This window comes from Bifidobacterium platyrrhinorum (assembly GCF_010667645.1).
Taxonomy (GTDB): Bacteria; Actinomycetota; Actinomycetes; order Actinomycetales; family Bifidobacteriaceae; genus Bifidobacterium; species Bifidobacterium platyrrhinorum.
The window spans coordinates 437,389-460,317 of record NZ_WHZV01000001.1 but is presented as its reverse complement, the minus strand read 5'-3'; the positions used below and the strand labels follow the sequence as shown (position 1 = coordinate 460,317).

Genomic DNA, 22,929 nt, shown 5'->3' with positions numbered 1-22,929 from the left:
CATCCTACCGGCCGGCCTGTGCCTGCAGGCGCTTGACCTGCGCGATGACGTCGCGGTGCTCGTCGAGCAGCGCCTGCGCGTCGTCGTCCGAATAGACGCGGCGTCCGGACGGGTCGCGGGCGATCGGCGGGATGATGCCGATCTGCTCGTAGTAGCGCAATGCGGATTCCGGCAGTCCGGAGGCGAGCGACGCCTCGCGGATCGTATGCCAGGTGGTGTTCGGGCTCATGATCTCCTATTCTCCGTGCCTCGTGAATCCGGATGCTTCGGATTCCCGAAGCCGACGCATCGGGACCATTGAACCGCCCGAGCCGCGTGATATCCAATGCCCGCAACGGATGCCCGGGCATGCCGGGAGCGCATGGCCGGAGGCCACGCCCATCCGCGAATCCTCCCTACCGCAGGTAACGGCCCGTCACGCTCCGCGGGTTCGCGGCGACCTCGGCCGGCGTGCCGGCGGCGACGATGCGGCCGCCGGCGGCGCCTCCGCCCGGCCCCATATCGATGATCCAGTCGGCGTTGGCGATCATGTCGAGATCGTGTTCGATGACGACGACGGTAGCCCCACCCCGCACGAGCCGGTCGAACACGTCGAGCAGCACGCGCACGTCCAATGGGTGCAGGCCGATGGTCGGCTCGTCGAACACGAATACGGCGTCCGATTGGGCGCGCCCCATCTCGCCGGCGAGCTTCAACCGCTGCGCCTCGCCTCCGGACAGGGCGGGCGTCGGCTCCCCCAGCGTGAGATAGCCGAGTCCCAGATCATGCAGCGTCTCCAACCGCGCATGCACCTTGCGCATGTCGCCGGTCGCCTCCAGCGCCTCGTCGACGCTCATCGCCATCAACCGCGGCAGGGTGAGCGTACGGCCGTCCTTGCCGACGCGGTGGATTCCGCCGGCGGCGGGCGCGTAGCGCGAACCACGGCAGTCGGGGCAGTCGATGCTCACGTCGGGCAGGAACTGCACGTCGAGCGAGATCGACCCGGTGCCGTCGCAGGTGGGGCAGCGCAGCCGTCCCGTGTTGTAGGAGAAGTCGCCGGCCTTCCAGCCGCCCTGTTTCGCCTCGTCGGTGCGGGCGAACGCGCGGCGCAGGTCGTCGTGGATCCCCGCGTACGTGGCGACGGTGGAGCGCACGTTCGCGCCGATCGGCGTCGCGTCGATGAGGTTCGCGCGCCGGATGCCGTCCGCCTTGACCGAACGCACGTGCGCGGGCATCGCGGCACCGCCGGTGCCGGCGTCATCCGCACGGGCGGCGTTCGCCCGCAACGCGGGGATCAACGACTCCAATACCATCGTCGTCTTGCCCGATCCGGACACACCGGTCACCACGGTGAGGCGGCCGCACGGCACGTCCACGACCAAAGGCTTCACCGTGTGCAGCGGCCCGGTCTCCATGTGGATCGCCCCGGCGTCGAACATACGCGACGCATCGACGCGCGCACGCACCCGCTCCGGACCGGTCTCGGCGAGGAACGGCGCGATGCGGCTACCCCGATCCCCCATGGCCGTCACGTCGGCGACCGTGCCCTGCGCGATCACATTCCCGCCGTCCGCGCCCGCGACCGGCCCCATTTCGATGAGATGGTCGCACGCCTTGAGCACGCGTACGTCGTGGTCGACGACGACCACGGTGTTGCCGTCCGCCACGAGGTCGCGCATCACGCCGATGAGCCCGTCCACGTTCGCCGGGTGCAGGCCGATGGACGGCTCGTCGAGCACGTACAGCACGCCGGTCGTCCGGTTGCGCACGGCGCGTGCCAGTTGGACGCGCTGCCGTTCGCCCGTGGACAACGTCGCGCCTGCGCGGTCGAGCGAAAGATAGCCGAGTCCGAGTTCCAGCAGACGTTTCGCCACGTCGAGGAACGATTCGGCGATGTTCGTCGCCATCGGGCGCATCGCCCCGGGCAACGTGGCGGGCACGCCGCGCACCCACGCGACCGCCTCGTCCAGGGTCATGGCGCTCGCCTGGGCGAGGTCCAGCCCGCGCACGCGCGGCGCACGCGCCGCCTCGCTCAGGCGTGTGCCGCCGCAGTCCCGGCACGGCTTCTCCTCGAGGAACCGCGCGACGCGTTTCAGCCCCTTCTCGTCCTTGGCCTTGGCGAGCGCGTTCTCGACCGTGTACACGGCGTTGTAGTAGGTGAAGTCGAGTTCGGCGAAGTCGTCGCTTTTCTTCGACCGGTAGAGGATGTGCTTCTTGACGGCGGGCCCGTGGTATACGATGTCGCGTTCCTTGTCGGTGAGTTCGCGGAACGGCACGTCGGTGCGCACACCCATCGCCCGGCATACGTCCTTCATCAGGTCCCACATGAGCGATCCCCATGGGGCGACGGCGCCTTCGTCGATGGTCTTCGACTCGTCGGGCACGAGCGAGGCGAGGTTCACTTCGCGCATGACGCCGATGCCGGAGCAGGTGGGGCATGCGCCGGCCGAGTTGAAGGCGAGGGATTCGGCGCCGGGTCCGAAGAACGTCTCGCCGCACGTAGCGCAGCGGATGGGCAGTTCGGCGGCCACGTCGAGTGTGGGATCCTGACGTGCGCCGCAATGCGGGCACACGTGCGCGCCGCAACGGGAGAACAGGAGACGCAGGCTGTTGAGCAGTTCGCTCATCGTACCGAACGTGGAACGCACCCCGGGCACGGCGGGCCGCTGGCGGAGGGCGAGCGCGGCGGGCACGTGGCGCACGTCGTCGACCTGCGCGCGCGTCGCCTGCGTAAGACGACGGCGCGTATACGTGGACAGGGCCTCCAGGTAGCGGCGCGAGCCTTCCGCGTAGAGCACGCCCAGGGCGAGCGAGCTTTTGCCCGATCCGGAGACGCCGGCGATTCCCGTCAGCCCGCCCAACGGTATGTCGACGTCCACGTCCTTGAGGTTGTGCACGCGGGCCCCGCGCACCTCGATCGCCGTCGGCCCTCCCATCATCGTGATCCGCTCCTTCCGTGCCGTTCGTCGTTCCTGCGGCCATTGTAGGCGCATGCCGCGTGGAGGGACGGGGCGGAAGGACCGGTCACGGCGGCCCCGACCGGAACGTCAGAAGCGGATGAGGGACTTGATGACCTCGCGCCGGTCCATCGCCTCGTACGCCTCCTGGATGTGGTCGAGGTCGTAGACGCCGGTGAACACGCGGCCGGGATCGATCTCGTGGTTCACGACCGCGTCAAGCAATCCGGATTGGAGGTCGTAGTGGCGCACGGGCGCGGGGCCGCCCTTGATGCCGATGTTGCCGTAGAACGTGCCTTCGGCGCTGATTTCGACGTCGTGCGGGAGGCCGACGCGGCCGATGACGGCGCCGCGGCGCGCGAGGCCGACGGCGGTGTCGAACGACTGCTTGGAGCCAACGCATTCGAGCACCGCGTCCGCGCCGTAACCGCCGGTCATCGAGAGCACCTTGTCGACGGCGGCCTGATCGCGTTCGGCGACGACGTCGGTGGCCCCGAATTCGCGGGCGAGCGCGGCTCGGTCCTCGTGGCGGCTCATCGCGATGATGCGTTTCGCGCCGAGCATCCTCGCGGAGAGGACGCCGCACAGGCCGACGGCGCCGTCGCCCATGACGACGGCCGTGTCGCCGGGCCTGACCTCGGCGGAGACGGCGGCATGGTAGCCGGTGGACATCACGTCGGCGATGGTGAGCAGCGAGGCGAGCGTCCCGTCGTCGTAGTCCTCCGGGGAACCGGGGACCTTCACGCACGTGCCGTCGGCCTCGGGCACGCGTACATACTCGGCCTGGCTGGCGCCGAAGTAGCCGCCGTGCGGGCACACGGACTCGAAACCGGCCTCGCACACCGGGCACTTGCCGCAGCTGTACGGGAACGGCAGCACGACGAAGTCGCCGGGCGCGACGGTCGTGACGGCATCGCCCACCTGTTCGACCACGCCGATCGACTCGTGTCCGATCTGGCTGTTTTCGGGATGCGGGGAAAGCCCGCGGAAATACCACAGATCGGATCCGCACACGCAGGCGCGCACCACGCGCACCAAGGCGTCCGTGTCCCGTTCGAGATGGGCCTTCGGAACCTCCCGCACGGCCATCTCGCCGGGCTTCACGAAGATCGCGGCCTTCATCGTCTCGTTCATGTCGTTCTCCTTCTTGTACGGTTTGTGCGGCACCGGATCCCGTTCCCGACGGGCCGCCCCCGTCGCGGTCGCGGACCGGATGAGCCGCGCGGCATCACGTAACGGTTCCCACCGTACGACCCTCAAGCGCTCGAGGCGCAAATCGGCGACACGCCGGCGTGGGGCCGGCCACGCCCCTATTTGACTCGTGTGACGACGTCGCCCTTGACCATGAACCCCTTACGGGCCATGTCGAGCATAGGGCGGTCGAACTCGCTGTCCGTGTAGAATTCGTCGATCGTCGCGTCGGAGCCCAGCACCTGGCGCAGCCGCTTCGGCTTGTTCGTGTTGAAATTGAGATAGGTGACCTGCAGGGTCTCCGGGTCGATGGTGGAGGCGATGAGGCGTTCGACGCCGAGCCGACGGCACGCCTCCCCCACGGTCACGTCGAACGAGGCGGTGAGGATCACATCGTCGGGACGCGGCTCATACCATGGTTTGATCTTGCGCATGTTGTGGTCCCAGAAGGCGCTGACCAATGAGCGCAATCCGCCGGTCAGGTCGTCCGCGCCGATCACCGAGGCGTCGGCGACGAGCACGTCGTCGCCCAGACCGGCCCGCGCGGCGCCGTCCAGCGATCGCACACGCAGCCCGTCGACGCCCTTCGAGGAGGCGAGGTCGCGCAGGTATCCCCTGGCGACCTTGCCGACGCCTCGTTCCATCTGCTCGAGCGTGGCCTTGCCGAGCTTGTATTTGACGGCGTAGCGCAGGACGGGTGCGAGATGGCGGAACACTTTCATGTCGTAACGGGCGCTGAACAGGTACAGGTCGAACAGGCTTTCCCCGTCGTAGATGGTCCCGTCGAAGTCGAACACCCTCATGCCGCCGCCCTTCGCGATCGCCCGCCGCCGTGGACGTGCGCGGGCCGTCGTCCCGCGTTCACTGCCCCGCCCCCGTTTGCCGGAGGCTGGTGGAGACCTGCTGCTCGACGCGATCGTACGCCTGCGACAGCAGCATGTTGCCGGGGACCGTGGTCAGCAGGAAGGCGAGCACGGCCGCGATGACCGAAACGAGAACGCCCTTGATGATCCCCGCGACGATCCTGAACACCACGTAGGCGATGGCCGCGCCGATCGCGACGGTCAGGCAGGTGCGCACCTCGGACGGGAGATTCCCGTACCACAGGGCGATGCGGTCGATCACGGACAGGTCGATGCCCGTCAGGTCCACGTTCGTCAGGTCGATGGCCGATGCCATAGGCGTTTCCCCCTTGTGTCTATGTCGGACGCGTCTCCACGTCCCGGCGGCTACGGCCGGACGCGCGCGTCATGCACCATGATAGCGACGAGGATGGCGGCGAAGACGACGGCGTATACGGGGAACGGGATGGTCAGCGAGTCGGAGCGCGACACCGAGGCGATGAGGTTCATCACGACAGGGCCGAGGAAATTGCCGAGGTTCATCGACGCGAACATGAGCGATGTGGCGAGCACGCCCACCCGCGGGTCGACCGTTTCGGCGAGCGTGTTGAGCAGATACGGCAGACACAGCGGCAGCGGGACGCTGTTGAGCAGCATGGCGACGACGACCGCCGGGAAGGATGCGGCGCCGAACGTGAGCAGCAGGTCGACGACCAGCCAGACGACGATGCCGAGCAGGAACACCCCCTTGCCCAGACGACGGTTGAGCCAGCCGAAGGCGATGCCCGCCGCGATGCCGCATACGGGCATGAGGGAGAGCAGGAAGCTGGGGTTGTAGCCCTCGCCGTTGAGACCCACCGCGATGCTGGGGAACCGCACGCCGACGGAACTGTAGTTGACGAGGGTCGCGATGGAGAACAGCATGAACAGGTAGACGATCGGGTCGAGACGGGCCTTGCCCGCGACGCGGGACGACGCCTCCCCCGCCTCGCCGCCGGCGGCCCCCGCACCGCCGCGCATCGAGAGGTCGTCGGGCACGATGAGCCAGAACACCGCCGCCACGGGGAACGCGAGCGCGTAGATCGCGAAGCTGATATGCCAGCCCCAGGCCAGCAGCACGCCGGCAAGCAACGTGAACAACGCCTGCCCGACCTGTTCGGCCGAGGCGCGCAGACCCAGCATGGACGCGCGGGCGTCGCCGTGGTAGAGGATGCCGATCTGGTCGACCACCAGTCCGTTGAACAGGCCCATGCCCACGCCGAACAGGAGTCGGCTGGCGAAGATCAACGGGAAGGACGCGGCGAACACGGGGACGATCCCCGCCGCGCCCAGGATCAGCATGCCCGCGGTGATGACGCGTTTGCAGCCGAATCGCCGGGACATCCCTCCGGCGAGGAAGATGAACACGACGACCACGACGCTGGGCACCGTGCTCATGAGTTCGCTGTACTGGGTGGAGACGCCGAGGTCGTCACGCATGGCGGGAAGCGCGCCGTTGATGGAGGCGAAGCTCATGAGCAGCATGGAGACCGACAGCACCGCCGCCTTCACCGGCGCCGCGTCGACCGGCAGGTACCGACGCCGCCCCGCATCCCGCCGACGCCGATCGGCGTCGCCCTTCGTCATCGTGTTTTTCGTCATCGCGCTTCTCCTCCCGAACCCGTATGCGTGTTCCCATGGGACGGGACGGACGGTGGCCATGCGCCGTCCGCCCGGCATCGTCCGTCCCGATCCGTCCGATACCGCATCGTATCGCCTCGGTCTCGCGCGGAATCGCATAAATACGATAATGGGATGCCGATGACCGATATTGTCACGCTTTATGGGGCATGTCCGTGTCGGTGTCGATGACGATGGTGACCGGGCCGTCGTTGACGAGCCCGACGCGCATGTGCGCGCCGAAACGCCCTTCGCGCACCGGGACGCCGCCGGAGCGCAGCGCCTCGTTGAACCTGATCCACATGAGGTCGGCGTGCTCCGGCTTGCCGGCCTTGATGAAGCTCGGACGGTTGCCCTTGTGCACGTCCGCGTAGAGCGTGAACTGGGAGATGGACAGGATCTCGCCGTCCACGTCCTGGATGGAACGGTTCATCTTGCCGTGCTCGTCCTCGAAGACGCGCAGATTGAGCACCTTGTGGGCGAGCCAGGCGATCTCGGCGTCGCCGTCCGCGTCGGACACGCCGACGAGGATCATGTAGCCGTGGCTGATCTGCTGCGGCTCGAACGTGGGATCGATGGTTCCCAGCTCGTTGACGACGTCGACGCTTGCCTGGGAGACTTTCTGGATGACGATTCGCATGCCCACGATTATGCCACGCCCCTGTTCGCCGCCGCCTCCGGATGCCGGGAACCGGGCGAGGACGGGGAGGCGAGGATACGACGAGGCGGGGCGCCCCGGTCGTGGAACCGAGACGCCCCGCCTCTCCCGCCTCCGTCATGAGGCCTTCGGCGTCACTTGATGATGACGTCCTCCGGCTTGATGTCGGAGGTGAAGCTCGGCGCGAGCTCGCTCTCGTACGCCTTCTCGAAGAAGCCGTCGGCGGTCAGCGTCTTGATCTCCTTGTTGGTCCAGTCGAGCAGGCTCTTGTTGCCCTTCTTCACGGCCGGGGCGATGGTGGATTCGTCGCCGAGGGTCTTGATGCCCACGGTGTAGCCCGGGTTGTCCTTGGCCCACGCGTACAGGTACGTGTTGTCGTCGGCGAGGGCGGCGACACGGCCGTCCTTGAACGCCTGGAACTGCTGGGTCTTGGAATCGAACTTCTGCAGGTTCACGTCCGGGTAGTTCTGGGTGAAGTAGGTCTCGGCGGTGGTGCCCTTGGTCACGGCCAGGTCCTTGCCCTTGAGCTCGTCGGCGCTGGTGATCTTCGCACCCGTCGGGGAGACGACGCCGATGGACACCTTCATGTACGGGCTGGCGAAGTCGACGACCTGCTTGCGCTCGTCGGTGACGGTGAAGTTGGCGAGGACGAGGTCGACCTTGTCGGACTTGAGGGAGTCCACGCGGCCGTCCGCGTTGACCTGCACCCACTCGACCTTCACGCCGAGGTCCTTGCCGATCTGGTTGCCGAGCGCCACGTCGTAGCCGGCGCGGGTGCCGTCGTTCTTCACGTAGCCGTAGGGCGGCAGATCGCCGAACGTGGCGATGCGGATGGTGCCGGCCTTCTTGATCTGCTCGACGGTCTGGCCCTGCTGGCCGGAGGCGGACGAACCGCCGGCCGCCGGATCGGGGCCGTTGCCGCAGGCCGCGACGGAGATCAGCGTGGCCGCGGCGAGCACGCCGGCGGCGATCCTCTTGAGATTGAACATGATGGTTTCCTCTCCTCTGTTGTTGTGTTTCTTGTCGTTGTACGTGTCATATGGGCCGTCGGGTGCGTATGGCGCCCGACGCGTCACTCGTCGCCGACCGGCGACATGCTGTCGAGGAAGCTCCTCGCGCGGTCGGTCCCGGGATGGGCGAAGAAGTCGGATCCGGACTGGCGTTCGAGGATCACGCCGTTCTCGAGGAACATGACGGTGTCCGCCACACGGCGGGCGAACTCCATCTCGTGCGTGACGACGATCATCGTCATATGGCGTTTGGCCAGGCGCAGCATGAGCTCGAGGACCTCGCGCACCATCTCCGGGTCGAGCGAGGCGGTGACCTCGTCGAACAGCATGAGCTCGGGGTTCATGGCGAGCGCACGCACGATGGCGATGCGCTGCTTCTGGCCTCCGGACAGTTCACGCGGGTACGCGTTCTTGTATTCGGACAGCTGCACGTCCGCGAGGAGCCTGTCCATCTGCTCGTCGACCTCGGCCTTGGGGCGTTTCTGCACCTTGGTGGGGCCCAGCTCGATGTTCTTCGCGACCGTGAGGTTCGGGAACAGGTCGTAGCTCTGGAACACCATGCCGATCTCGTTGCGCAGGCGACGCCACGCCTTCTCGTTGTTGTTCGGCACGAGTTCGCCCTTGAAGCGGATCTCGCCGCCCTGGATGGTCTCCAGGCCGTTGAGGCAGCGGATGAGCGTGGACTTGCCGGATCCGGAGGGGCCCAGCAGGACGAGCACCTGGCCACGCCTGACGTCGAAGCTCACGTCCTTGAGGACCTCATGGTCGCCGTAGGATTTACGCAGATGGCGCACGGACAGCAGCGGCTCCTCGCCCGCGGCGGTGGTTTCGTTATCGGCTTCAGCCATTGTTACGCTCCTTGGCTCGCTTCTCGAGGGCCTTGGCGATCATCGCCAGCGGCCAGCAGATGATGAAATACAGGAAGAAGATGAACCCGTACACCCAGAAGGCGGCGTCCGGATGGGTCATGCGGTTGGCCTCCATGATCTGCTGGCCGACGGTGATCACGTCGATGACGCTGATGAGCAACAGCAGCGACGTGGTCATGATCACACGGGCGGCCAGGTTGATGACGGCGGGCACCATGAGGTTGATGGACTGCGGGATGCGCACGTACCACAGAATCTGCAACCCGTTCATGCCGAGCGCCTTGCCGGCGTCGACCTGATGGTCGGACACGGAGATGAGGGCTCCGCGCACGATGTCGCTGATCTCGGCCGCCACCCACAGGCCGAAGGCCACGACGGCGACGGTCACGCCGTCCACCTGCACGCCGATCTCGCGCGGCAGGATGTAGTACGCGAGGAAGAGGATCACCAGCGTGGGCACGATGCGGAAGAACTCGAGGTACAGGCGCAGCACGGCACGCAGGATCGGATTGTGCAGGATGCGCAGCGCGCCGAGCACGATGCCCAGCGGGATGCCGGCGAGCAGCGCAAGGCCGGCGACCGTCACGGACGTGCCCAGACCGGACAGCAGTCGCGTGAAATTGTCCCCCGTGAAGATGACGCCCGCACCGGAGGCCACGGTGACGTACGCGGCGCCCGCGGCGTCAGTTATCGCCAAAGGTTCCACGACGGACCCTCCTTTCCAGCAGCGTGAGGATGACCGACAGCGGTATGAGGATGATCGCGTAGGCGACCACCAGCATGAACAGGTATTCGTCGCTGCGGTAGTACATGCCGATCAGGTCGCGCGCCGTGTTGGTGAGTTCCGGCACCGCGATGACGGTGAACACGCTCGTCTCCTTGACCATGAAGATCACGTTCGCGGCGACGGCGGGCACGCTGCGGGTCAGACCCTGGGGCAGCGTGACGTGGCGGATCATCTGCAGCGGGGACAGGCCGAGGGCGCGCGCCGACTCGTTCTGCACGCGCGGGATGCCGGTGAAGCCGCCTTCGAACGCGCCGCACATGTAGGCGGCGCCGAGGATGGACATGCCGACCACCGCGCAGGTCTCGGCGCTCCATTTGACGCCGATGGACGGCAGGCCGTAGTACAGGAAGAACAGCTGGATGAGCAGCGGCGTGTTGCGGAACAGCTCCTGGAACACGGTGCTGACCTGGGACAGGACGGGCACGCGGTATTCGCGCAGGAGCGCGAGCACGAGGCCGAGCAAGGTGGCGAGCACGACGCTGACGGCGGAGAGCCTGAGCGTCAGGACGAACGCCTTGACGAACAACGGAAGCGCCTGCTGGATGACTTCCCCGCTCACGACCTACCTCCTTCCGTCATGCGCATCGGTGTGATGGTGATCATTTCCCCTATCGTTTTCTCTCGTGGCGGAGCGGCGGGCGGAAACCGTCCCGCCCCATCGCCTCCAAACGCCGACCGCCGCCGCACTCCCCTCCCGCGCCGTCCACGTCGAAACCCGCATGCGGCCGAATCGGGAATCGGCCGCGACGAAACGACATTCCGATTGCTAACCCACAAGGATAATGACCCGCGCGGCATGTTTCGTCGCCCGCATCACGTCCGCGGGCCGCCCCGAACGGCTTCCGTCTCACGTTTATGTTTCATCCGCAAGATTCCGACCTTCCGGCAGGAATTCGCGTCATACGCCGGAATCCCAACCGGCGCAACGGATGAAACGATTCGATTCGGCCCCTTCCGCGACGATGAAAGCGCATTCGCCGCCACAGGCCGCTATGAGCGGCGCTTATACCCCGCTATCGGATAGTCCGAAACCCGGCATGGCCACGGAGCGGCCCAAACGCCACACGTCGTCCCGAACGGATGCGGAACGGGCGTGGCGACGGATGCGCCGGTCCGGGCGCGTTGCCCGCGGCCCGTTGTCGCTTTCGCCCTTAGACTGGAAGCCATGTCTTTAACTATCGGAATCGTGGGACTGCCGAACGTCGGCAAGTCCACCATGTTCAACGCATTGACCCGCAACAACGTGCTCGCCGAGAACTACCCGTTCGCCACCATCGAGCCGAACACGGGCGTCGTGCCGCTGCCGGACGACCGCCTGCCGGTGCTCGCCAAGCTCGTCCACACGGAGAAGATCGTGCCCGCCACCGTGACGTTCGTCGACATCGCCGGCATCGTCAAGGGTGCCTCCGAGGGCGAGGGCCTGGGCAACAAGTTCCTGGCCAACATCCGCGAGGCGGACGCGATCTGCGAGGTCGTGCGCGCCTTCGAGGACGACGACATCGTGCACGTCAACGGCAAGGTGGACCCGGCCGACGACATCGACACCATCAACACGGAGCTGATCCTCGCCGACCTGCAGACCATCGAGAACGCGCTGCCGAAGCTGGAGAAGGATCTGCGCGGCAAGAAGATCGAACAGGAGTACTTCGACGCGGTCAAGGAGGCGAAGACCATCCTCGAGGCCGGCGAGACGCTCGACAAGGCCGCGCGTGAAGGCCGTTTCGACAAGGACTCCGTCTACGACCTGCACCTGATGACCGCCAAGCCGTTCATCTACGTGTTCAACGTGGACGACAACGAGCTCGCCAACGACGATCTGAAGAAGAATCTCGCCGATTCCGTCGCCCCCGCGCCCGCCGTGTTCCTCAACGCCCAGTTCGAGGCCGACCTGACCGAGCTCGACGAGGCGGACGCCCGTGAGATGCTCGAGGACGCGGGACTCAAGGAGTCCGGCCTCGACCAGCTGGCGCGCGTCGGCTTCGACGTGCTCGGCCTGCAGACCTTCCTGACCGCGGGCGTCAAGGAGGTGCGCGCCTGGCAGATCCACAAGGGCTTCACCGCCCCGCAGGCCGCCGGTGTGATCCACACCGACTTCGAAAAGGGCTTCATCAAGGCCGACATCGTCTCCTACGACGATTTCGTCGCCGCCGACGGTTCGATGGCCGTCATCAAGGAGGAGGGCAAGCTCCGCCAGGAAGGCCGCGACTACGTCATGCAGGACGGCGATATCGTCGAGTTCAAATTTAATGTCAGCAAGTAGTGGTTGCTGAGTAGCGCTGAGGGCCTTGGAATTCCAGTGATTCCAAGGCCCTCGTCAAATGGGGAGCGCTGGCCGTTGCGGCGTGGTCTGTGTTGGGAACGGTGCATCGCCGGGGTCTGCGCCCGGTGTGACGGACGATTGGATCGGAGAGAAAGCCACAGGTGCCCATCGTGGACATAATCGCGTTTTGTGTAGCGCGAAACGAAGCCTCTCCATCACACGGCGTTCTGTAATGGAGCCATGACCAACAACAGTGCCAACAACTCAGCAATCTCCATTCAGGTTATGGTGGCCGGCCGTGTTCGTGTCTCACCGGATCTGCCTTTCGGCAACGGGTGCGGACTGGTCCGCGGTTCGGGCTTTTTCGTGCCCGCGTCCAAGCGCATATGGCTGCCCGTGTGCGCGTTCCTCGTCACCACGCCGCACGGCTGTATCCTGTTCGACACCGGCTGGGGCCGAGACATGAGCCCGGACGGCGTCTACGACCGTGGGGCGCAGATCCGCTCTCTCGGCTCATGGTCCCTGTACCGGGTCAACCAGGGTGTAGTGGGTACGGGGATGACCGTGCCTGAGCAGCTGGCCGCGCAGGGCCTGTCCCCGGCTGATCTCGACGTGGTGGCGATCTCCCATCTCGATTGCGACCACGCGAATGGACTGCGCGGCGTGAGGAACGCCCGGCGCATCATGGTATCCAGGGACGAGATGCGGTGCGCCACGCGGTTCCCGAACAGCCTCGTGCGCTTCAATGCCTCGTGGTGGAGGGGAATCGACCTCGACCTGTACGACTGGAACGACCATGAGGGCCCCGCCGGACGATCCTACGACCTGTTCGGCGACCGCAGCGTGCAGCTCATCAACATCCCCGGCCACACCGACGGTCAGGTGGCCATGAAGATCACGGCGCCGTCGGGCCGGTACGTACTGCTGTTCGCCGACGGCGGCTACGCCACGCGATCATGGAGGGACATGGTTACGTCGGGCATCGTCTACGACCGTCACGCGCAGCGCTCCTCGCTCGAATGGATCCGCGAGCAGAGCCTGTCGCCGCTATGCGTGCGGTCGATCGCCTGCCACGACACGGCGAATCGTCCCGAGACGATCCTGCTGAGCTGAAACGGCGCACGTCACGGCACGATCAGTGCGTCCAGTGCGCCGAACACCGTGTTGACGATTCCGTCCACTCCCTGCTCGTGTACCTTGGATGGGTCGTGCAGCCAGAACGTGGTGGCCGACACCATCGATGAGGCGACGATCTCCAGAATCAACTCGCGGTTGACGGTGGGACGGCGCGGGCCTTCCGCCCGTGACGCCTCACCGCCGTCGGTCATCCGCAGTCTGCATTGCCGCTTGATGGCGTCCTTCCATCGTTCAATGAACCGAACGTCGGGCGCCGAGACGAGCAGCGCGTGGAACGCATCCTCGTTGGCCCGGATGTAGTCCAGCGTGGGCATGAGCGTGACGCGCGCTGCTCCGTGCGCATCCCCGCCATCGGCATCCCTGACGGTCAGCGGCTCGTTCAGCTCCTCGAGGTCCCTCACCAGTCGACGTTCCAACGTCTCGAGCACCTCGCCAACGTGGTGGTAGTGCGCATAGAACGTGCTGCGCGCCACGAACGCTTTCGCGCATAGCGTCTTGACCGATGGCAGCTCGACGCGTCCCGCCGGGCCGGATGGATCGGCGCCTTCGTTGAGCAGATCGATGAGCGCGCGCTCGATGGCAGACTCGACGTCGTCCCGCGGCTTAGACGCAACGGGCGGCGGATCGGCATGTGAGGTCTCCATGTCTCAACTCATATCCGCCATTCCGGACAGGCGACCCCATCGCCGAGGGCGCCAACACCAAGGGTGATAAGGCGTTGTTCATCCGGCGTGCATCCCGACTCGTGGGGTTTCGCGTGGTCTTACTCAGGAATACCAGTACATTGCCATCAGACTCGCTGTCACGGCGGATGACTGAGATCAATGCGTGGAAACGAGCGACTGTTGCAGAAGGGCAAGCCGGTCGAGTTCAAGTTCAACGTCAGCAAGTAGCGGTTGCTGAGTAACTGCAAGGGCCTTGGAATTCCAGCGATTCCAAGGCCCTTGGTCATTTTGGCCATGTGGAATTCTCCAGAGGCCGATGGGGCTCTTCCATCTCGGATTGTCGTATCGAACGCCATTGGATGGGTTCCTTCGGGTTTGTCCCCACACCCTGGAGCCATAGACTGGGGGTTTCGGCCCGATAGCGGCCGGTCGCTATGAGCAGATCATCAGATAGTTGACAAACGAAACGGTTCCGATGGTCGGATGCCGGGTCTCGATCGTGCGGAATCCGCGACGGGTGAAGAACGGGCGCGCGGTGATGCTGGCATGGACGGTGAGGCGTCCGATGCCATGGGCGGCAGCGAACCGTCCCACCCGTGTAAGCAGCGACGTGGCGACGCCCATGCGTCCGTACGCCGGGTCGACGAACAGCATGTCGATGTACCCGGCGTCGTCCACGTCGATGAATCCGATTGGCGTGCCGACTGCGGAGTCGGACGAATCGCCGTCACCGGTGTCGGCAGTCGGCGTGGCGACCGTTTGCGCATGTAGGTGTCGATGAGGACGGTGTCGGCGGCAGCGCAGTAGAGGCCGGCTAGATTGTCAGGTGGGATGACGCTCGTCACGGTCAGCTTCGGCGCCGTTTCATACAGCATCATGGGCATTAGCCTGTAGTTCAGCCGCGCAGACACCGGCAACACGGCGGTCATGATTCCTCTTCGCCGGCATCCTGCAACAGGACGTTCGTCGTCTCATGCACGAGGTAATACCGTGCCGGCCTCACTCCCTGATGCGCGACCACGCCCGAGGCTTCAAGGCCATCAAGGGCCTGCGTGACGCGTTTGCGTCCTATACGGAGTCCCTCGCCCAATTGTTTTCTGGTGACGACGTGAGGGGCGACGCCGAATAGCTCCTCTTGGATCAGTATGGCCACGATGTTGCCTTCGTCGTCCGTCCAGCCGTTCCTGGCCTGGATATCGTCGAGGCGGTTGAGAGCGTGCACGAGCCTGTGCCGTTTTTCGGATAGGTCGTCGATGATGTGTTGCTGCGCTTCGGCGACGAATTTCATCATCCGGTAGGCGAACAGGCTGGCGTCCAACCGGTTCAACGGGTGCTGCGCATCCTCGAATGCCTTGTAGTAGCGGTCCTTGCCGTCGGAGATGACCGGGCTGAGGCTGATCGCCGTGGGCACGCTCAGGTGCTGGCGCAACTGCAGGGCGAACAGGAATCGTCCGGTCCTGCCGTTGCCGTCGTAGAACGGGTGGATGTATTCGAACGCGAAATGGCATAGGGCGGCGCGAATCAGTGGCGGAACGTCCCGGTTGCGTGTGAGGGCGAGCCATTGGGTGAGCGCGACCTTGATCTCCGATTCCGGCGTGATGCCGGCGTGGATGCGGCGGCCCGTGGCCTGGTCGTCGATGTAGACGGAGCCCTTGCGGAATAGTTCGCCGTCCGGTTCGTCCCCGGAGGCGAGTTCGCCGGCCATGACGCGGTCGTAGATGCCCCTGATGTCTTCGAGTGCCCCGGGCATGGCGTAGCGCGCGGGGTCGTCGCCGCCGAGTGCGAGGAATAGTTTGGCGAATTCGCTGAACCGTTTATGCGGGCCGTCGCCGATGGCGGCCTCCAACGCCTCGCTGATCTCCTTGCGTGTGGAACGTACGCCCTCGATGCTGTTGGTGCTCTGCATCTCCGCGCCGATGAGGTCGAACAGGTAGGCGCGGCGCGCGATCGGCGGCAGGTCGTTCCATAGGCCCGCCACATCGTGTTCCCGCTCCCGGATGCCTTCGACGATGACGGCGAGCTCGCGGAAGTTCACGACGAACGGCTCGTGCCTGCGCAATACGATTCCGGAACGGAACGTGCTCCATCCCTCGAGTCTGAGCCGGTATTCGTGTTCGGCCATGTCGTCGGGCCGTTCGCCCGACCGGCTCATATGCACCGTCTGCCGGATGCTCTTGTAGCCCATTGTTATTGTTCCCTTTCGCGGAAAAGAACCGTTATGTGCATGACATTAAGGGTTCTATTGTTCCAAAACGCCGATTTGGGACAATAGGCATCATTGGGAATCCGAAATCGAGGGTTCTATTGTCCCGGCGGGACAATAGGCGACGCATCACGCGATGTTGTCGGGGTCTGCATCCGCCGACCGGACCGTTGAGCACGATGGACCCGCTGCGTGGCGCCTACTCCGAGTGACCTCCACCCAATGTGAGCAAGTGGTTGCCGGGTAGTGTCGAGGACTTTGGAATCATTGGGATTCCAAAGCCCTCAGTCATACCGGGGTCGATTGTTGCCACATGAAATCGCGCCGGGACGACGCATCTATTCCCCGGGGGCGTCTGATGTCTTGCGTGTCGTCTTGTACGGTATCGCTCACCGCTTCTGCATTCTGATGGTGGTGGTGACGCCCTGCATCGTCATCGGGAAGCTCAATTCCTTGGACGAGTCCGTATAGGTGGACGCCGCCTTCGTCCGTGGCGCATATACTCTATGCGGGATCAATCACGTCGCAGAGAAGAGGAATCACCCGTGAAGAGAAGCCTGCTGTCCATCGCCGCCGGGGCCTTCGTGCTCGGCGCCGCCGAATTCGTGATGATGGGCATCCTGCCCCAGGCGGCGGCCGCCACGAACGTGTCCATTCCGACCGCAGGGCACTTCATCTCCGCGTACGCCATCGGCGTGTGCGTCGGCGTGACCATGCTCGTGTTCGGACGCAAGGCGAGTCCGAAGCATCTGGTCATCCTGTTCATGGCGCTCGCGCTGGCCGGCAACGCACTGAGCGCGGCGGCGCCGAACGCCGCGGTGCTCGTCGCCGCCCGGTTCATCGCCGGTCTGCCGCATGGCGCGTTCTTCGGCACCGGCACGGTGATCGCGAAGGCGCTGGCCGACAAGGGCCGGGAAGGCAAGGCCGTCTCGGTGATGGTCACCGGACAGACGCTCGCCAACATGTTCGGCGTCCCGGCGGGCACGTTGCTCGCCGAATACCTCGACTGGCGCCTGGCTTTCGTGATCCTGGCCGCCGGCGCCGGTCTCACGATCGTCCTCACCCTGGCGTGGATGCCGCTTATCCCGGCCGTGCCCGACGCCGGTCTTGCCGGACAGTTCCGTTTCCTTGCCAAGCCCGGCCCGTGGCTGGTGCTCGGCGCGGTGTTCGTCGGCAATTCGGGCGTGTTCTGCTGGTGGAGCTACGTCTCCCCCTGGCTGCAGAAGACCGGCGGCTATGATTCACGCCTCGTGCCGCTGCTGATGATGCTCGCCGGATTCGGCATGGTGGTCGGCGGCCTGTCCGGAGGTCATATGGCAGACCGCTGGCTGCATTCAGCGACCGCGGCGGTGGGCCAGTCGATCTCCGCGCTTGGCCTGCTGATGGTGTTCCTGACGCCCGGCAACATGGCCACCTGCGCACTGCTGACCTTCTGGATCGCGTTCGGCCTGTTCTTCATCAACGGCCCCCAGATGCTGCTCATGGCCGAGGCCGGCAAGGGCGGCGGAGAGCTCATCGGCGGCGCGGCCGTGCAGATCGCCTTCAACGGCGGCAACGCCGTCGGATCCCTGGTCGGCGGCATGGCGCTGAACGCCTCCGGCATGGACTACCACGTCATCGGCCTCGCCGGACTGCCGTTCACCGTGGCCGCGGTGGCGTTGCTGGCCACGTTCGCCCTAAGGTTCGAACGCGTCGGACGACGCTGATCGACCTCCCCCGTCGCGCATGATCCGGCGAAGCGCATACGGTTCGCCGGATCACCTGCGTTCAAGCAGCCAGCTGGAGACGAATGCGGATGCGGCGACGCCAAGGCCGACGGGAACGAAGAACGTGATGGGCGCCTCGGTCAGTTCCATGACCAGGCACATGGCCATGAGCGGCGCCTGCTGCGAGGCGCTCAACAGGGCCGCCGCTCCGATGAGCGCGCATGCGGCCGCCGAATCGGACGGGAATGCGAGCATCCAGACCAGACCGAGCATCGCCCCCAGCGTGGCGCCCAAGGCGATGCCCGGCTGCAGCACGCCGCCGGATGCGCCGGACCGGATGGTCAGCAAGGTGATGGCGGCCTTCGCGATGAAGGTGATCGCCAGTATCCCGAGCGGCGCCCATAAACCGGCCATGGCGAGCGGAACGTCGGCGTGGGGCGCAAGTCCGGTGCTTGACGATCCGCCCGTGGCCAGCAGCGTCCATGGCGAGGCGGCCGTCGATGAAGACGACTGCGACGCCCCGGAGACGGCGGCGACGTCCGGCATGAACGTACTGAATCCCAGTTGCGCGGCCGCACGCCCGTTGCCCATCACCTGCGGCACGATGACGGCGACGAGTCCGGTGAGCAGACCGGCGAGCGGCATCTGCCACAGCAGCCCGCGTCCCTTCGGCTGATGGGAGGTCGCCCATTGCGACCCTTTGCGGAAGGCGGCGCCGGCGGCGCCGCATATGGCGCCGCATACCAGCGCGAACAGCATGAGGCTCGCCGAGTAGTCCGGTTGCATGGCGGTCACATCGTAGAACGTGTGACGTCCTTTGACGAGCGAGGCGACGAACGCGGCCGTGGCGGACATGCCCAGCCCGAACGCGACCTTCTCGATGGTCACGTCCACGAGGAGGATCTCGACGGCGAAGAACATGCCGGCGAGCGGCGCATCGTACACGCCTCCCAGACCGGCACCGGCGGCGACGGCGACGACCATGCGACGGTCGGCCGGACCGGTGCCGTTCCCGTCCACCCCGATACGGAACAGGTCGCAGAACCGTTGCGCGAGCATGGCGCCGAGTTCGCGCGGCGCGACCTCGCGCCCGATGGAGGCGCCGGAACCGACGATGAAGATCTGCAGCACCACGTGCACGACGGTCTGCCACCAGGGCATGCGCTCCCCCGCGACCGCCTTTTTGACGGACGGCACCTTTTCGGTCTTCGTGCGCAGCAGCCACCAGGCCAACGCGGCGATGGACAATCCCACGGTCACGGAGACGGCGCGGCGCACGGCCGGCACGTGGAACGGACCGGGGATCAGGCCGCTTTCGATATATCCGAGCATCACATGTTCGACGCCGTATAGCAGCAGCGTGAGCAATCCCGCTCCCACGCCGATCAGCGACCCCAGCACGAGCGTCGCCGCGACGAGCCATAGCATGCGATTGATGCGCGTTCGTCCGTACATCACCATCACCTTTCCCCCAACCGGCCCTGCCGGAAGCTCCCTCGACGGAGGGAGCCGATTGCGCGCCCCGGCGATCGTGCGACCGTCGCCATGGGTATGCCGTTTCGGCGGCATAACGAAATGGGGGCCTGGAACCCGTTGGATTCCAAGCCCCCATACGTCATATCACGCTAGCGCGCGACCATGCTCACTCGCCGTCCTTGGCGGACAGCTCGTCGGCGACCGCGGCGGCGGCGGAAGCGGCCTCGACGGACTCGGCCTCCTCCTCTTCGGCGGCGTCACCGAGGAACGCGGAGAGGTCGACCTCTTCGCCGTTGGCGGTGAACTTGACGGCGCGCATGCCGGCCAGCAGACCCTTGGAACGACCGACCTCCTGCACGGCGGAGCCGAGCTGGCCGTTCTTGATGATGGCCTGGATGAAGGCGTTCGGGTCCATGCCGTACTGCTGGGCGATGGAGGCGAGGAAGTTGAACACGTCGGCCTGGGAGACCTCGACGTTCATCTTCTCGGCGAGGGTGTCGAGCAGGATCTGATCCTTGATCTCCTTCTCGGCGCCTTCCTCGGCCTGCTGCTTCTGCTCGTCGGTGGCCTTCTCCGGATCCGGGGTGAGGCCCTTGAGGTGCTCCTCGACCGCGGCGGCCTTGACGCCCTTCGGCACCGGGATCTCGAGGCCCTCGGCCAGCTTCGCGAGGAACGCGTCGCGGGCCTCGGTGGCCTGACGGCCCTTGGCGTCCTCGCCGGCGGCCTTGCGGATGTCGGCCTTGAGCTCGTCGAGCGTGTCGAACTCGGAGGCCTCCTGGGCGAAGTCGTCGTCCAGCTCCGGCAGCTCCTCGGCCTTCACGGAGTTGACCTTGACCTTGACGGTGGCCTTCTGGCCCTCGTGCTCGCCGGCCTCCAGCGTGCCTTCGAAGGTGGTCTCCTCGCCGGCGGACAGGCCGTCGAGGGCCTCATCCAGACCGTCGAGCATGGTGTTGGAGCCGAGCTCGTAGCTCACGCCCTCCTGGGAGTCGACGACCTCGCCGTCGATCTCGGCGGACAGGTCGATGTTGGCGAAGTCGCCCTTGGCGGCCGGACGGTCCACGCCGACCAGGGTGCCGAAGCGCTGGCGCAGGGCCTCGAGGCGCTTGTCGACGTCCTCGTCCTTGACCTCCGGGGCGGCGATGGCGATCTCCATGCCGTCGATCTCGGGCAGCTCGATCTCCGGGCGGCGCTCGACGGTGGCGGTGAACTTGAGCTTCTTCTCGTCCTTGGCGGATTCCGGCACGTCGACGACGTCGAACTCCGGCTGGGCCATCGGATGAATCTTCTTCTCCTCGAGGGCCTTGGAGTACAGCTCCGGCACACCATTGTTGACGGCCTCACCGGCGACGGCGCCGAAGCCGAAACGCTGGTCGATGATCTTGCCCGGAACGTGGCCCTTGCGGAAGCCCGGCACGTTCACCTGCTTGGCGATGTCCTTGCGAGCGGCATCGAGGTACGGGTCGAACTCCTCCGGTTCGACGGTGATGGTGAGCTTCACCTTGGTGGGTTCGAGGTTACGAACGCTGATCTTCACGCTAAACGCTCCTGAAAAGTTGTTTTTCCTACATCTGCCCGAAGGCAACCGTCACAGTATAACGCGCGACACGGACGCTGCGATCAGTTTCACCTGCCAGTCGCGCGCGCCCTGCTCCCGGAGGAAGCCGGCCACATCGAGGCCGCGCGGGTCGTCGGTCCAGCACAGGTTGCGGATGATCTGCGGCCGCACGATGATATCGGCCGGGGTGCGCGTGTCCTCGGCGATCTGGTTGATGACGCGGCGCACGCGGTGCAGACGCTCCCTGCGTTCGGGGTGGCGGTCCCAGATGCGCATCGCGCGCGGCGCGTTCGTCTCGCCTTCGCCGGCCCCCGCATGGCCCGACGGCATGGTCGGCAGCTCGTCCTCGGGAAGGTCGAGCGCCTCCTGGATGACGTTCTTCCACATGGAGGGCTTCACCGTACGCTGGATGGGCGCGTAGCGTTCGAACATCTTGTCCTGTTCGCCGCCGGTGTGCATGCGCACGCGTTCGTTCAGGCAGCGCACGGCGCGGAACTCCCTGGCGTTGTGCGGTTTGCGCTGGGCGGCCTCGATGATCGAGGAGTCGGCGAGCAGCAGGGTGGGCGCGATGTCGTACCGTCTGGCCAGTTCGTCGCGCCTGGTCCACAGCGCCCGCGCCACGGCCAGCCCGCGGCGGTCGCGCGCGAGTTTGGTGATGTGCGAGATGCGCAACCACGGCACGGGATGCTCGTGCCGCGGGCGCCCGGACGTGCCCTCGGCGAGGATGTGGGCGAACTCCTCCTCGGCCCATTCCTCCTTGCCGGCCCTGCGCAGGTCGGCGCGCATGCATGATTCGAGCTCGATGAGCAGCTCCACGTCGAGTGCGGCGTAGTTGCGCCAGTCCCACGGCAACGGCCGGTACGACCAGTCCGCGGCGGAGTGCTCCTTCGCCAGGGTGATGCCGAGGTAGTGCGCGGTGACGGCGGCCAGGCCGAACCGGTGCAGGCCCAGCAGACGTGCCGCCACCTCCGTGTCGAACAGACGGCGCGGCGTCAGTCCGATGTCGGCGAACCCGGGCAGGTCCATCATCGCGTCGTGGATGATCCACACGGCGTCTCCGACGGCCTCGTTGACCCCGTTCCAGTCGGCTCCGGCCCGGGTGAGCGCCACCGGGTCGAGCAGGGCGATGCCGGCCCCGTCGCGTTTGAACTGGATGAGCCAGTCCTCATGGCCGTAGCGGAAGCCCGATGCCCGCTCGGCGTCCGCCGCGAGAGGCCCCGTGGCGGAGGCGAGGGCCTCGCATACGCGCCGGTATCCGTCAATGGTGTCGGTGACGGCCGGCACTCCCCCGCGAGGCTGGGTTTGGAGCCGTGGTTCCTGTATGGGTTCAGTCAACGTCCGTTTCCCCGTCAAAGATGGTGGATCTCAGGAAGCGCGCCCATGCGGACACGCTCGCTCCGGCATCATACGACATGCCGTCGAACGTCGTGGGGGTGAACGATACGCGCATCTCGCAGCCGGCGGAATCGTCGCGTCCGAGCGAACCGAACGCGGTGTTGCGCGTGACGGTGACGGTGCCGCCGATGCTGCCGGGTTCCGCGGCGTCGAGATGGTCGCACATGATGTCCCAGTACATGTCCGGGGTGAGCGCGTCGTTCTCCCCCTTGTCGAGCGGCAGCCTCGCGAACGCGACACACCGCCAGTTCGAACCCCAGTCGGAACGGGGTTCGACCGAGTAGAGGATCATGATCCATCCGGTGGCGAGACCCGTGGGCATGGTGCCGTCGAACATCCGGTCGGCGGCGTCCTCGCGCGCGCCGGATTCGAGTTCCACGCCGATGCCGTAGTCCGCCAGCGTGGACGGCACCGGGATCTCGCGATAGCGTACGTCCCTGAGGTGCGGCATCTCGCGTATCGATTCGACGGCCTGCCACACGTCATCGGGAACGCCGACCGGCCGGCCCGGCAGTTCCGGGTCGGCGTCACGCCCCGTGCGCGATTTCACGCCCGTGGGAAATGCGTAGATGTCGGCCAT

The 22,929-nt window shown here is 66.1% G+C and carries 20 protein-coding genes and 1 pseudogene; 3 read left to right on the top strand and 18 right to left on the bottom strand.

The window, feature by feature from the left end:
- Positions 1–67: 67 nt before the first annotated feature.
- The 11 genes and pseudogenes from GFD21_RS01800 to GFD21_RS01750 all read right to left on the bottom strand — a co-directional run.
- A pseudogene (locus tag GFD21_RS01800) lies at positions 68–229 on the bottom strand (MerR family DNA-binding transcriptional regulator); the annotation flags it as partial.
- Between the two features lie 166 nt (positions 230–395).
- Positions 396–2,918 (bottom strand): excinuclease ABC subunit UvrA, encoded by a 2,523-nt coding sequence (locus GFD21_RS01795; protein WP_163196218.1) that lies wholly within the window; start codon positions 2,916–2,918, stop codon positions 396–398.
- 108 nt (positions 2,919–3,026) lie between these two features.
- Complete coding sequence (locus GFD21_RS01790; protein WP_163196217.1) at positions 3,027–4,070, bottom strand: zinc-dependent alcohol dehydrogenase family protein; 1,044 nt, start codon at positions 4,068–4,070, stop codon at positions 3,027–3,029.
- Positions 4,071–4,246: 176 nt separating this feature from the next.
- Positions 4,247–4,930 (bottom strand): HAD family hydrolase, encoded by a 684-nt coding sequence (locus tag GFD21_RS01785; RefSeq protein ID WP_163196216.1) that lies wholly within the window; start codon positions 4,928–4,930, stop codon positions 4,247–4,249.
- 58 nt (positions 4,931–4,988) lie between these two features.
- On the bottom strand, positions 4,989–5,306 hold the full coding sequence (locus GFD21_RS01780; protein ID WP_163196215.1) for a hypothetical protein: 318 nt from the start codon (positions 5,304–5,306) through the stop codon (positions 4,989–4,991).
- A gap of 50 nt (positions 5,307–5,356) precedes the next feature.
- On the bottom strand, positions 5,357–6,610 hold the full coding sequence (locus tag GFD21_RS01775; protein ID WP_163196214.1) for an MFS transporter: 1,254 nt from the start codon (positions 6,608–6,610) through the stop codon (positions 5,357–5,359).
- A gap of 172 nt (positions 6,611–6,782) precedes the next feature.
- The gene (gene dtd / locus GFD21_RS01770) at positions 6,783–7,268 is read right to left on the bottom strand and encodes a D-aminoacyl-tRNA deacylase (RefSeq protein WP_163196213.1); all 486 of its coding nucleotides are present in this window, start codon (positions 7,266–7,268) and stop codon (positions 6,783–6,785) included.
- A 152-nt stretch (positions 7,269–7,420) separates the two neighbouring features.
- On the bottom strand, positions 7,421–8,275 hold the full coding sequence (locus tag GFD21_RS01765) for a transporter substrate-binding domain-containing protein (RefSeq protein WP_163196212.1): 855 nt from the start codon (positions 8,273–8,275) through the stop codon (positions 7,421–7,423).
- A gap of 83 nt (positions 8,276–8,358) precedes the next feature.
- Positions 8,359–9,144 carry an amino acid ABC transporter ATP-binding protein gene (locus GFD21_RS01760; RefSeq protein WP_163196210.1) on the bottom strand — a complete coding sequence of 262 codons (786 nt, stop codon included), beginning with the start codon at positions 9,142–9,144 and terminating at the stop codon, positions 8,359–8,361.
- On the bottom strand, positions 9,137–9,862 hold the full coding sequence (locus GFD21_RS01755; protein ID WP_191996809.1) for an amino acid ABC transporter permease: 726 nt from the start codon (positions 9,860–9,862) through the stop codon (positions 9,137–9,139). The genes GFD21_RS01760 and GFD21_RS01755 overlap by 8 nt, the downstream gene beginning before the upstream one ends.
- Positions 9,849–10,511 (bottom strand): amino acid ABC transporter permease, encoded by a 663-nt coding sequence (locus GFD21_RS01750; RefSeq protein ID WP_163196208.1) that lies wholly within the window; start codon positions 10,509–10,511, stop codon positions 9,849–9,851. Before GFD21_RS01750 ends, GFD21_RS01755 begins: the two co-directional genes overlap by 14 nt.
- 606 nt (positions 10,512–11,117) lie before the next feature.
- Between GFD21_RS01750 and ychF the strand changes: the two genes are divergently transcribed.
- Complete coding sequence (gene ychF, locus GFD21_RS01745; protein ID WP_163196207.1) at positions 11,118–12,212, top strand: redox-regulated ATPase YchF; 1,095 nt, start codon at positions 11,118–11,120, stop codon at positions 12,210–12,212.
- Positions 12,213–12,578: 366 nt separating this feature from the next.
- On the top strand, positions 12,579–13,325 hold the full coding sequence (locus tag GFD21_RS01740; protein WP_240811886.1) for an N-acyl homoserine lactonase family protein: 747 nt from the start codon (positions 12,579–12,581) through the stop codon (positions 13,323–13,325).
- An 11-nt stretch (positions 13,326–13,336) separates the two neighbouring features.
- Here the strand turns inward: GFD21_RS01740 and GFD21_RS01735 are convergent, their stop codons facing one another.
- The 3 genes from GFD21_RS01735 to GFD21_RS01725 all read right to left on the bottom strand — a co-directional run bounded on the left by GFD21_RS01735 (position 13,337) and on the right by GFD21_RS01725 (position 16,199).
- Positions 13,337–13,993: a hypothetical protein gene (locus GFD21_RS01735; protein ID WP_163196203.1), complete on the bottom strand. Its 657-nt coding sequence runs from the start codon at positions 13,991–13,993 to the stop codon at positions 13,337–13,339.
- A 453-nt stretch (positions 13,994–14,446) separates the two neighbouring features.
- Complete coding sequence (locus GFD21_RS01730; RefSeq protein ID WP_318643721.1) at positions 14,447–14,707, bottom strand: GNAT family N-acetyltransferase; 261 nt, start codon at positions 14,705–14,707, stop codon at positions 14,447–14,449.
- Positions 14,708–14,939: 232 nt separating this feature from the next.
- A complete protein-coding gene (locus GFD21_RS01725; protein ID WP_163196199.1) occupies positions 14,940–16,199 on the bottom strand; it encodes a Fic family protein in 1,260 nt (419 codons plus the stop codon).
- A 563-nt stretch (positions 16,200–16,762) separates the two neighbouring features.
- Between GFD21_RS01725 and GFD21_RS01720 the strand changes: the two genes are divergently transcribed.
- Positions 16,763–17,923, top strand: a complete 1,161-nt coding sequence (locus GFD21_RS01720; RefSeq protein WP_163196198.1) for an MFS transporter — start codon at positions 16,763–16,765, stop codon at positions 17,921–17,923.
- Between the two features lie 51 nt (positions 17,924–17,974).
- On the opposite strand, the gene GFD21_RS01715 is transcribed toward GFD21_RS01720, so the two are convergent.
- The 4 genes from GFD21_RS01715 to GFD21_RS01700 all read right to left on the bottom strand — a co-directional run bounded on the left by GFD21_RS01715 (position 17,975) and on the right by GFD21_RS01700 (position 22,929).
- Positions 17,975–19,378: a chloride channel protein gene (locus GFD21_RS01715; RefSeq protein ID WP_163196196.1), complete on the bottom strand. Its 1,404-nt coding sequence runs from the start codon at positions 19,376–19,378 to the stop codon at positions 17,975–17,977.
- A 187-nt stretch (positions 19,379–19,565) separates the two neighbouring features.
- The gene (gene tig, locus GFD21_RS01710) at positions 19,566–20,933 is read right to left on the bottom strand and encodes a trigger factor (protein WP_163196195.1); all 1,368 of its coding nucleotides are present in this window, start codon (positions 20,931–20,933) and stop codon (positions 19,566–19,568) included.
- A 51-nt stretch (positions 20,934–20,984) separates the two neighbouring features.
- Positions 20,985–22,289, bottom strand: coding sequence for an HRDC domain-containing protein (locus tag GFD21_RS01705; RefSeq protein ID WP_163196193.1), 1,305 nt, complete (start codon positions 22,287–22,289; stop codon positions 20,985–20,987).
- A complete protein-coding gene (locus GFD21_RS01700) occupies positions 22,282–22,929 on the bottom strand; it encodes a DUF3000 family protein (RefSeq protein WP_163196191.1) in 648 nt (215 codons plus the stop codon). The genes GFD21_RS01705 and GFD21_RS01700 overlap by 8 nt, the downstream gene beginning before the upstream one ends.

Bases quoted from the DNA above. Each gene is read 5' to 3' on its own strand.
- GFD21_RS01795 (WP_163196218.1), bottom strand. From the start codon at position 2,918: ATGATGGGAGGGCCGACGGCGATCGAGGTGCGCGGGGCCCGCGTGCAC.
- GFD21_RS01790 (WP_163196217.1), bottom strand. From the start codon at position 4,070: ATGAACGAGACGATGAAGGCCGCGATCTTCGTGAAGCCCGGCGAGATG.
- GFD21_RS01785 (WP_163196216.1), bottom strand. From the start codon at position 4,930: ATGAGGGTGTTCGACTTCGACGGGACCATCTACGACGGGGAAAGCCTG.
- GFD21_RS01780 (WP_163196215.1), bottom strand. From the start codon at position 5,306: ATGGCATCGGCCATCGACCTGACGAACGTGGACCTGACGGGCATCGAC.
- GFD21_RS01775 (WP_163196214.1), bottom strand. From the start codon at position 6,610: ATGACGAAAAACACGATGACGAAGGGCGACGCCGATCGGCGTCGGCGG.
- dtd (WP_163196213.1), bottom strand. From the start codon at position 7,268: ATGCGAATCGTCATCCAGAAAGTCTCCCAGGCAAGCGTCGACGTCGTC.
- GFD21_RS01765 (WP_163196212.1), bottom strand. From the start codon at position 8,275: ATGTTCAATCTCAAGAGGATCGCCGCCGGCGTGCTCGCCGCGGCCACG.
- GFD21_RS01760 (WP_163196210.1), bottom strand. From the start codon at position 9,144: ATGGCTGAAGCCGATAACGAAACCACCGCCGCGGGCGAGGAGCCGCTG.
- ychF (WP_163196207.1), top strand. From the start codon at position 11,118: ATGTCTTTAACTATCGGAATCGTGGGACTGCCGAACGTCGGCAAGTCC.
- GFD21_RS01735 (WP_163196203.1), bottom strand. From the start codon at position 13,993: ATGGAGACCTCACATGCCGATCCGCCGCCCGTTGCGTCTAAGCCGCGG.
- GFD21_RS01725 (WP_163196199.1), bottom strand. From the start codon at position 16,199: ATGGGCTACAAGAGCATCCGGCAGACGGTGCATATGAGCCGGTCGGGC.
- GFD21_RS01715 (WP_163196196.1), bottom strand. From the start codon at position 19,378: ATGTACGGACGAACGCGCATCAATCGCATGCTATGGCTCGTCGCGGCG.
- GFD21_RS01700 (WP_163196191.1), bottom strand. From the start codon at position 22,929: ATGGCCGACATCTACGCATTTCCCACGGGCGTGAAATCGCGCACGGGG.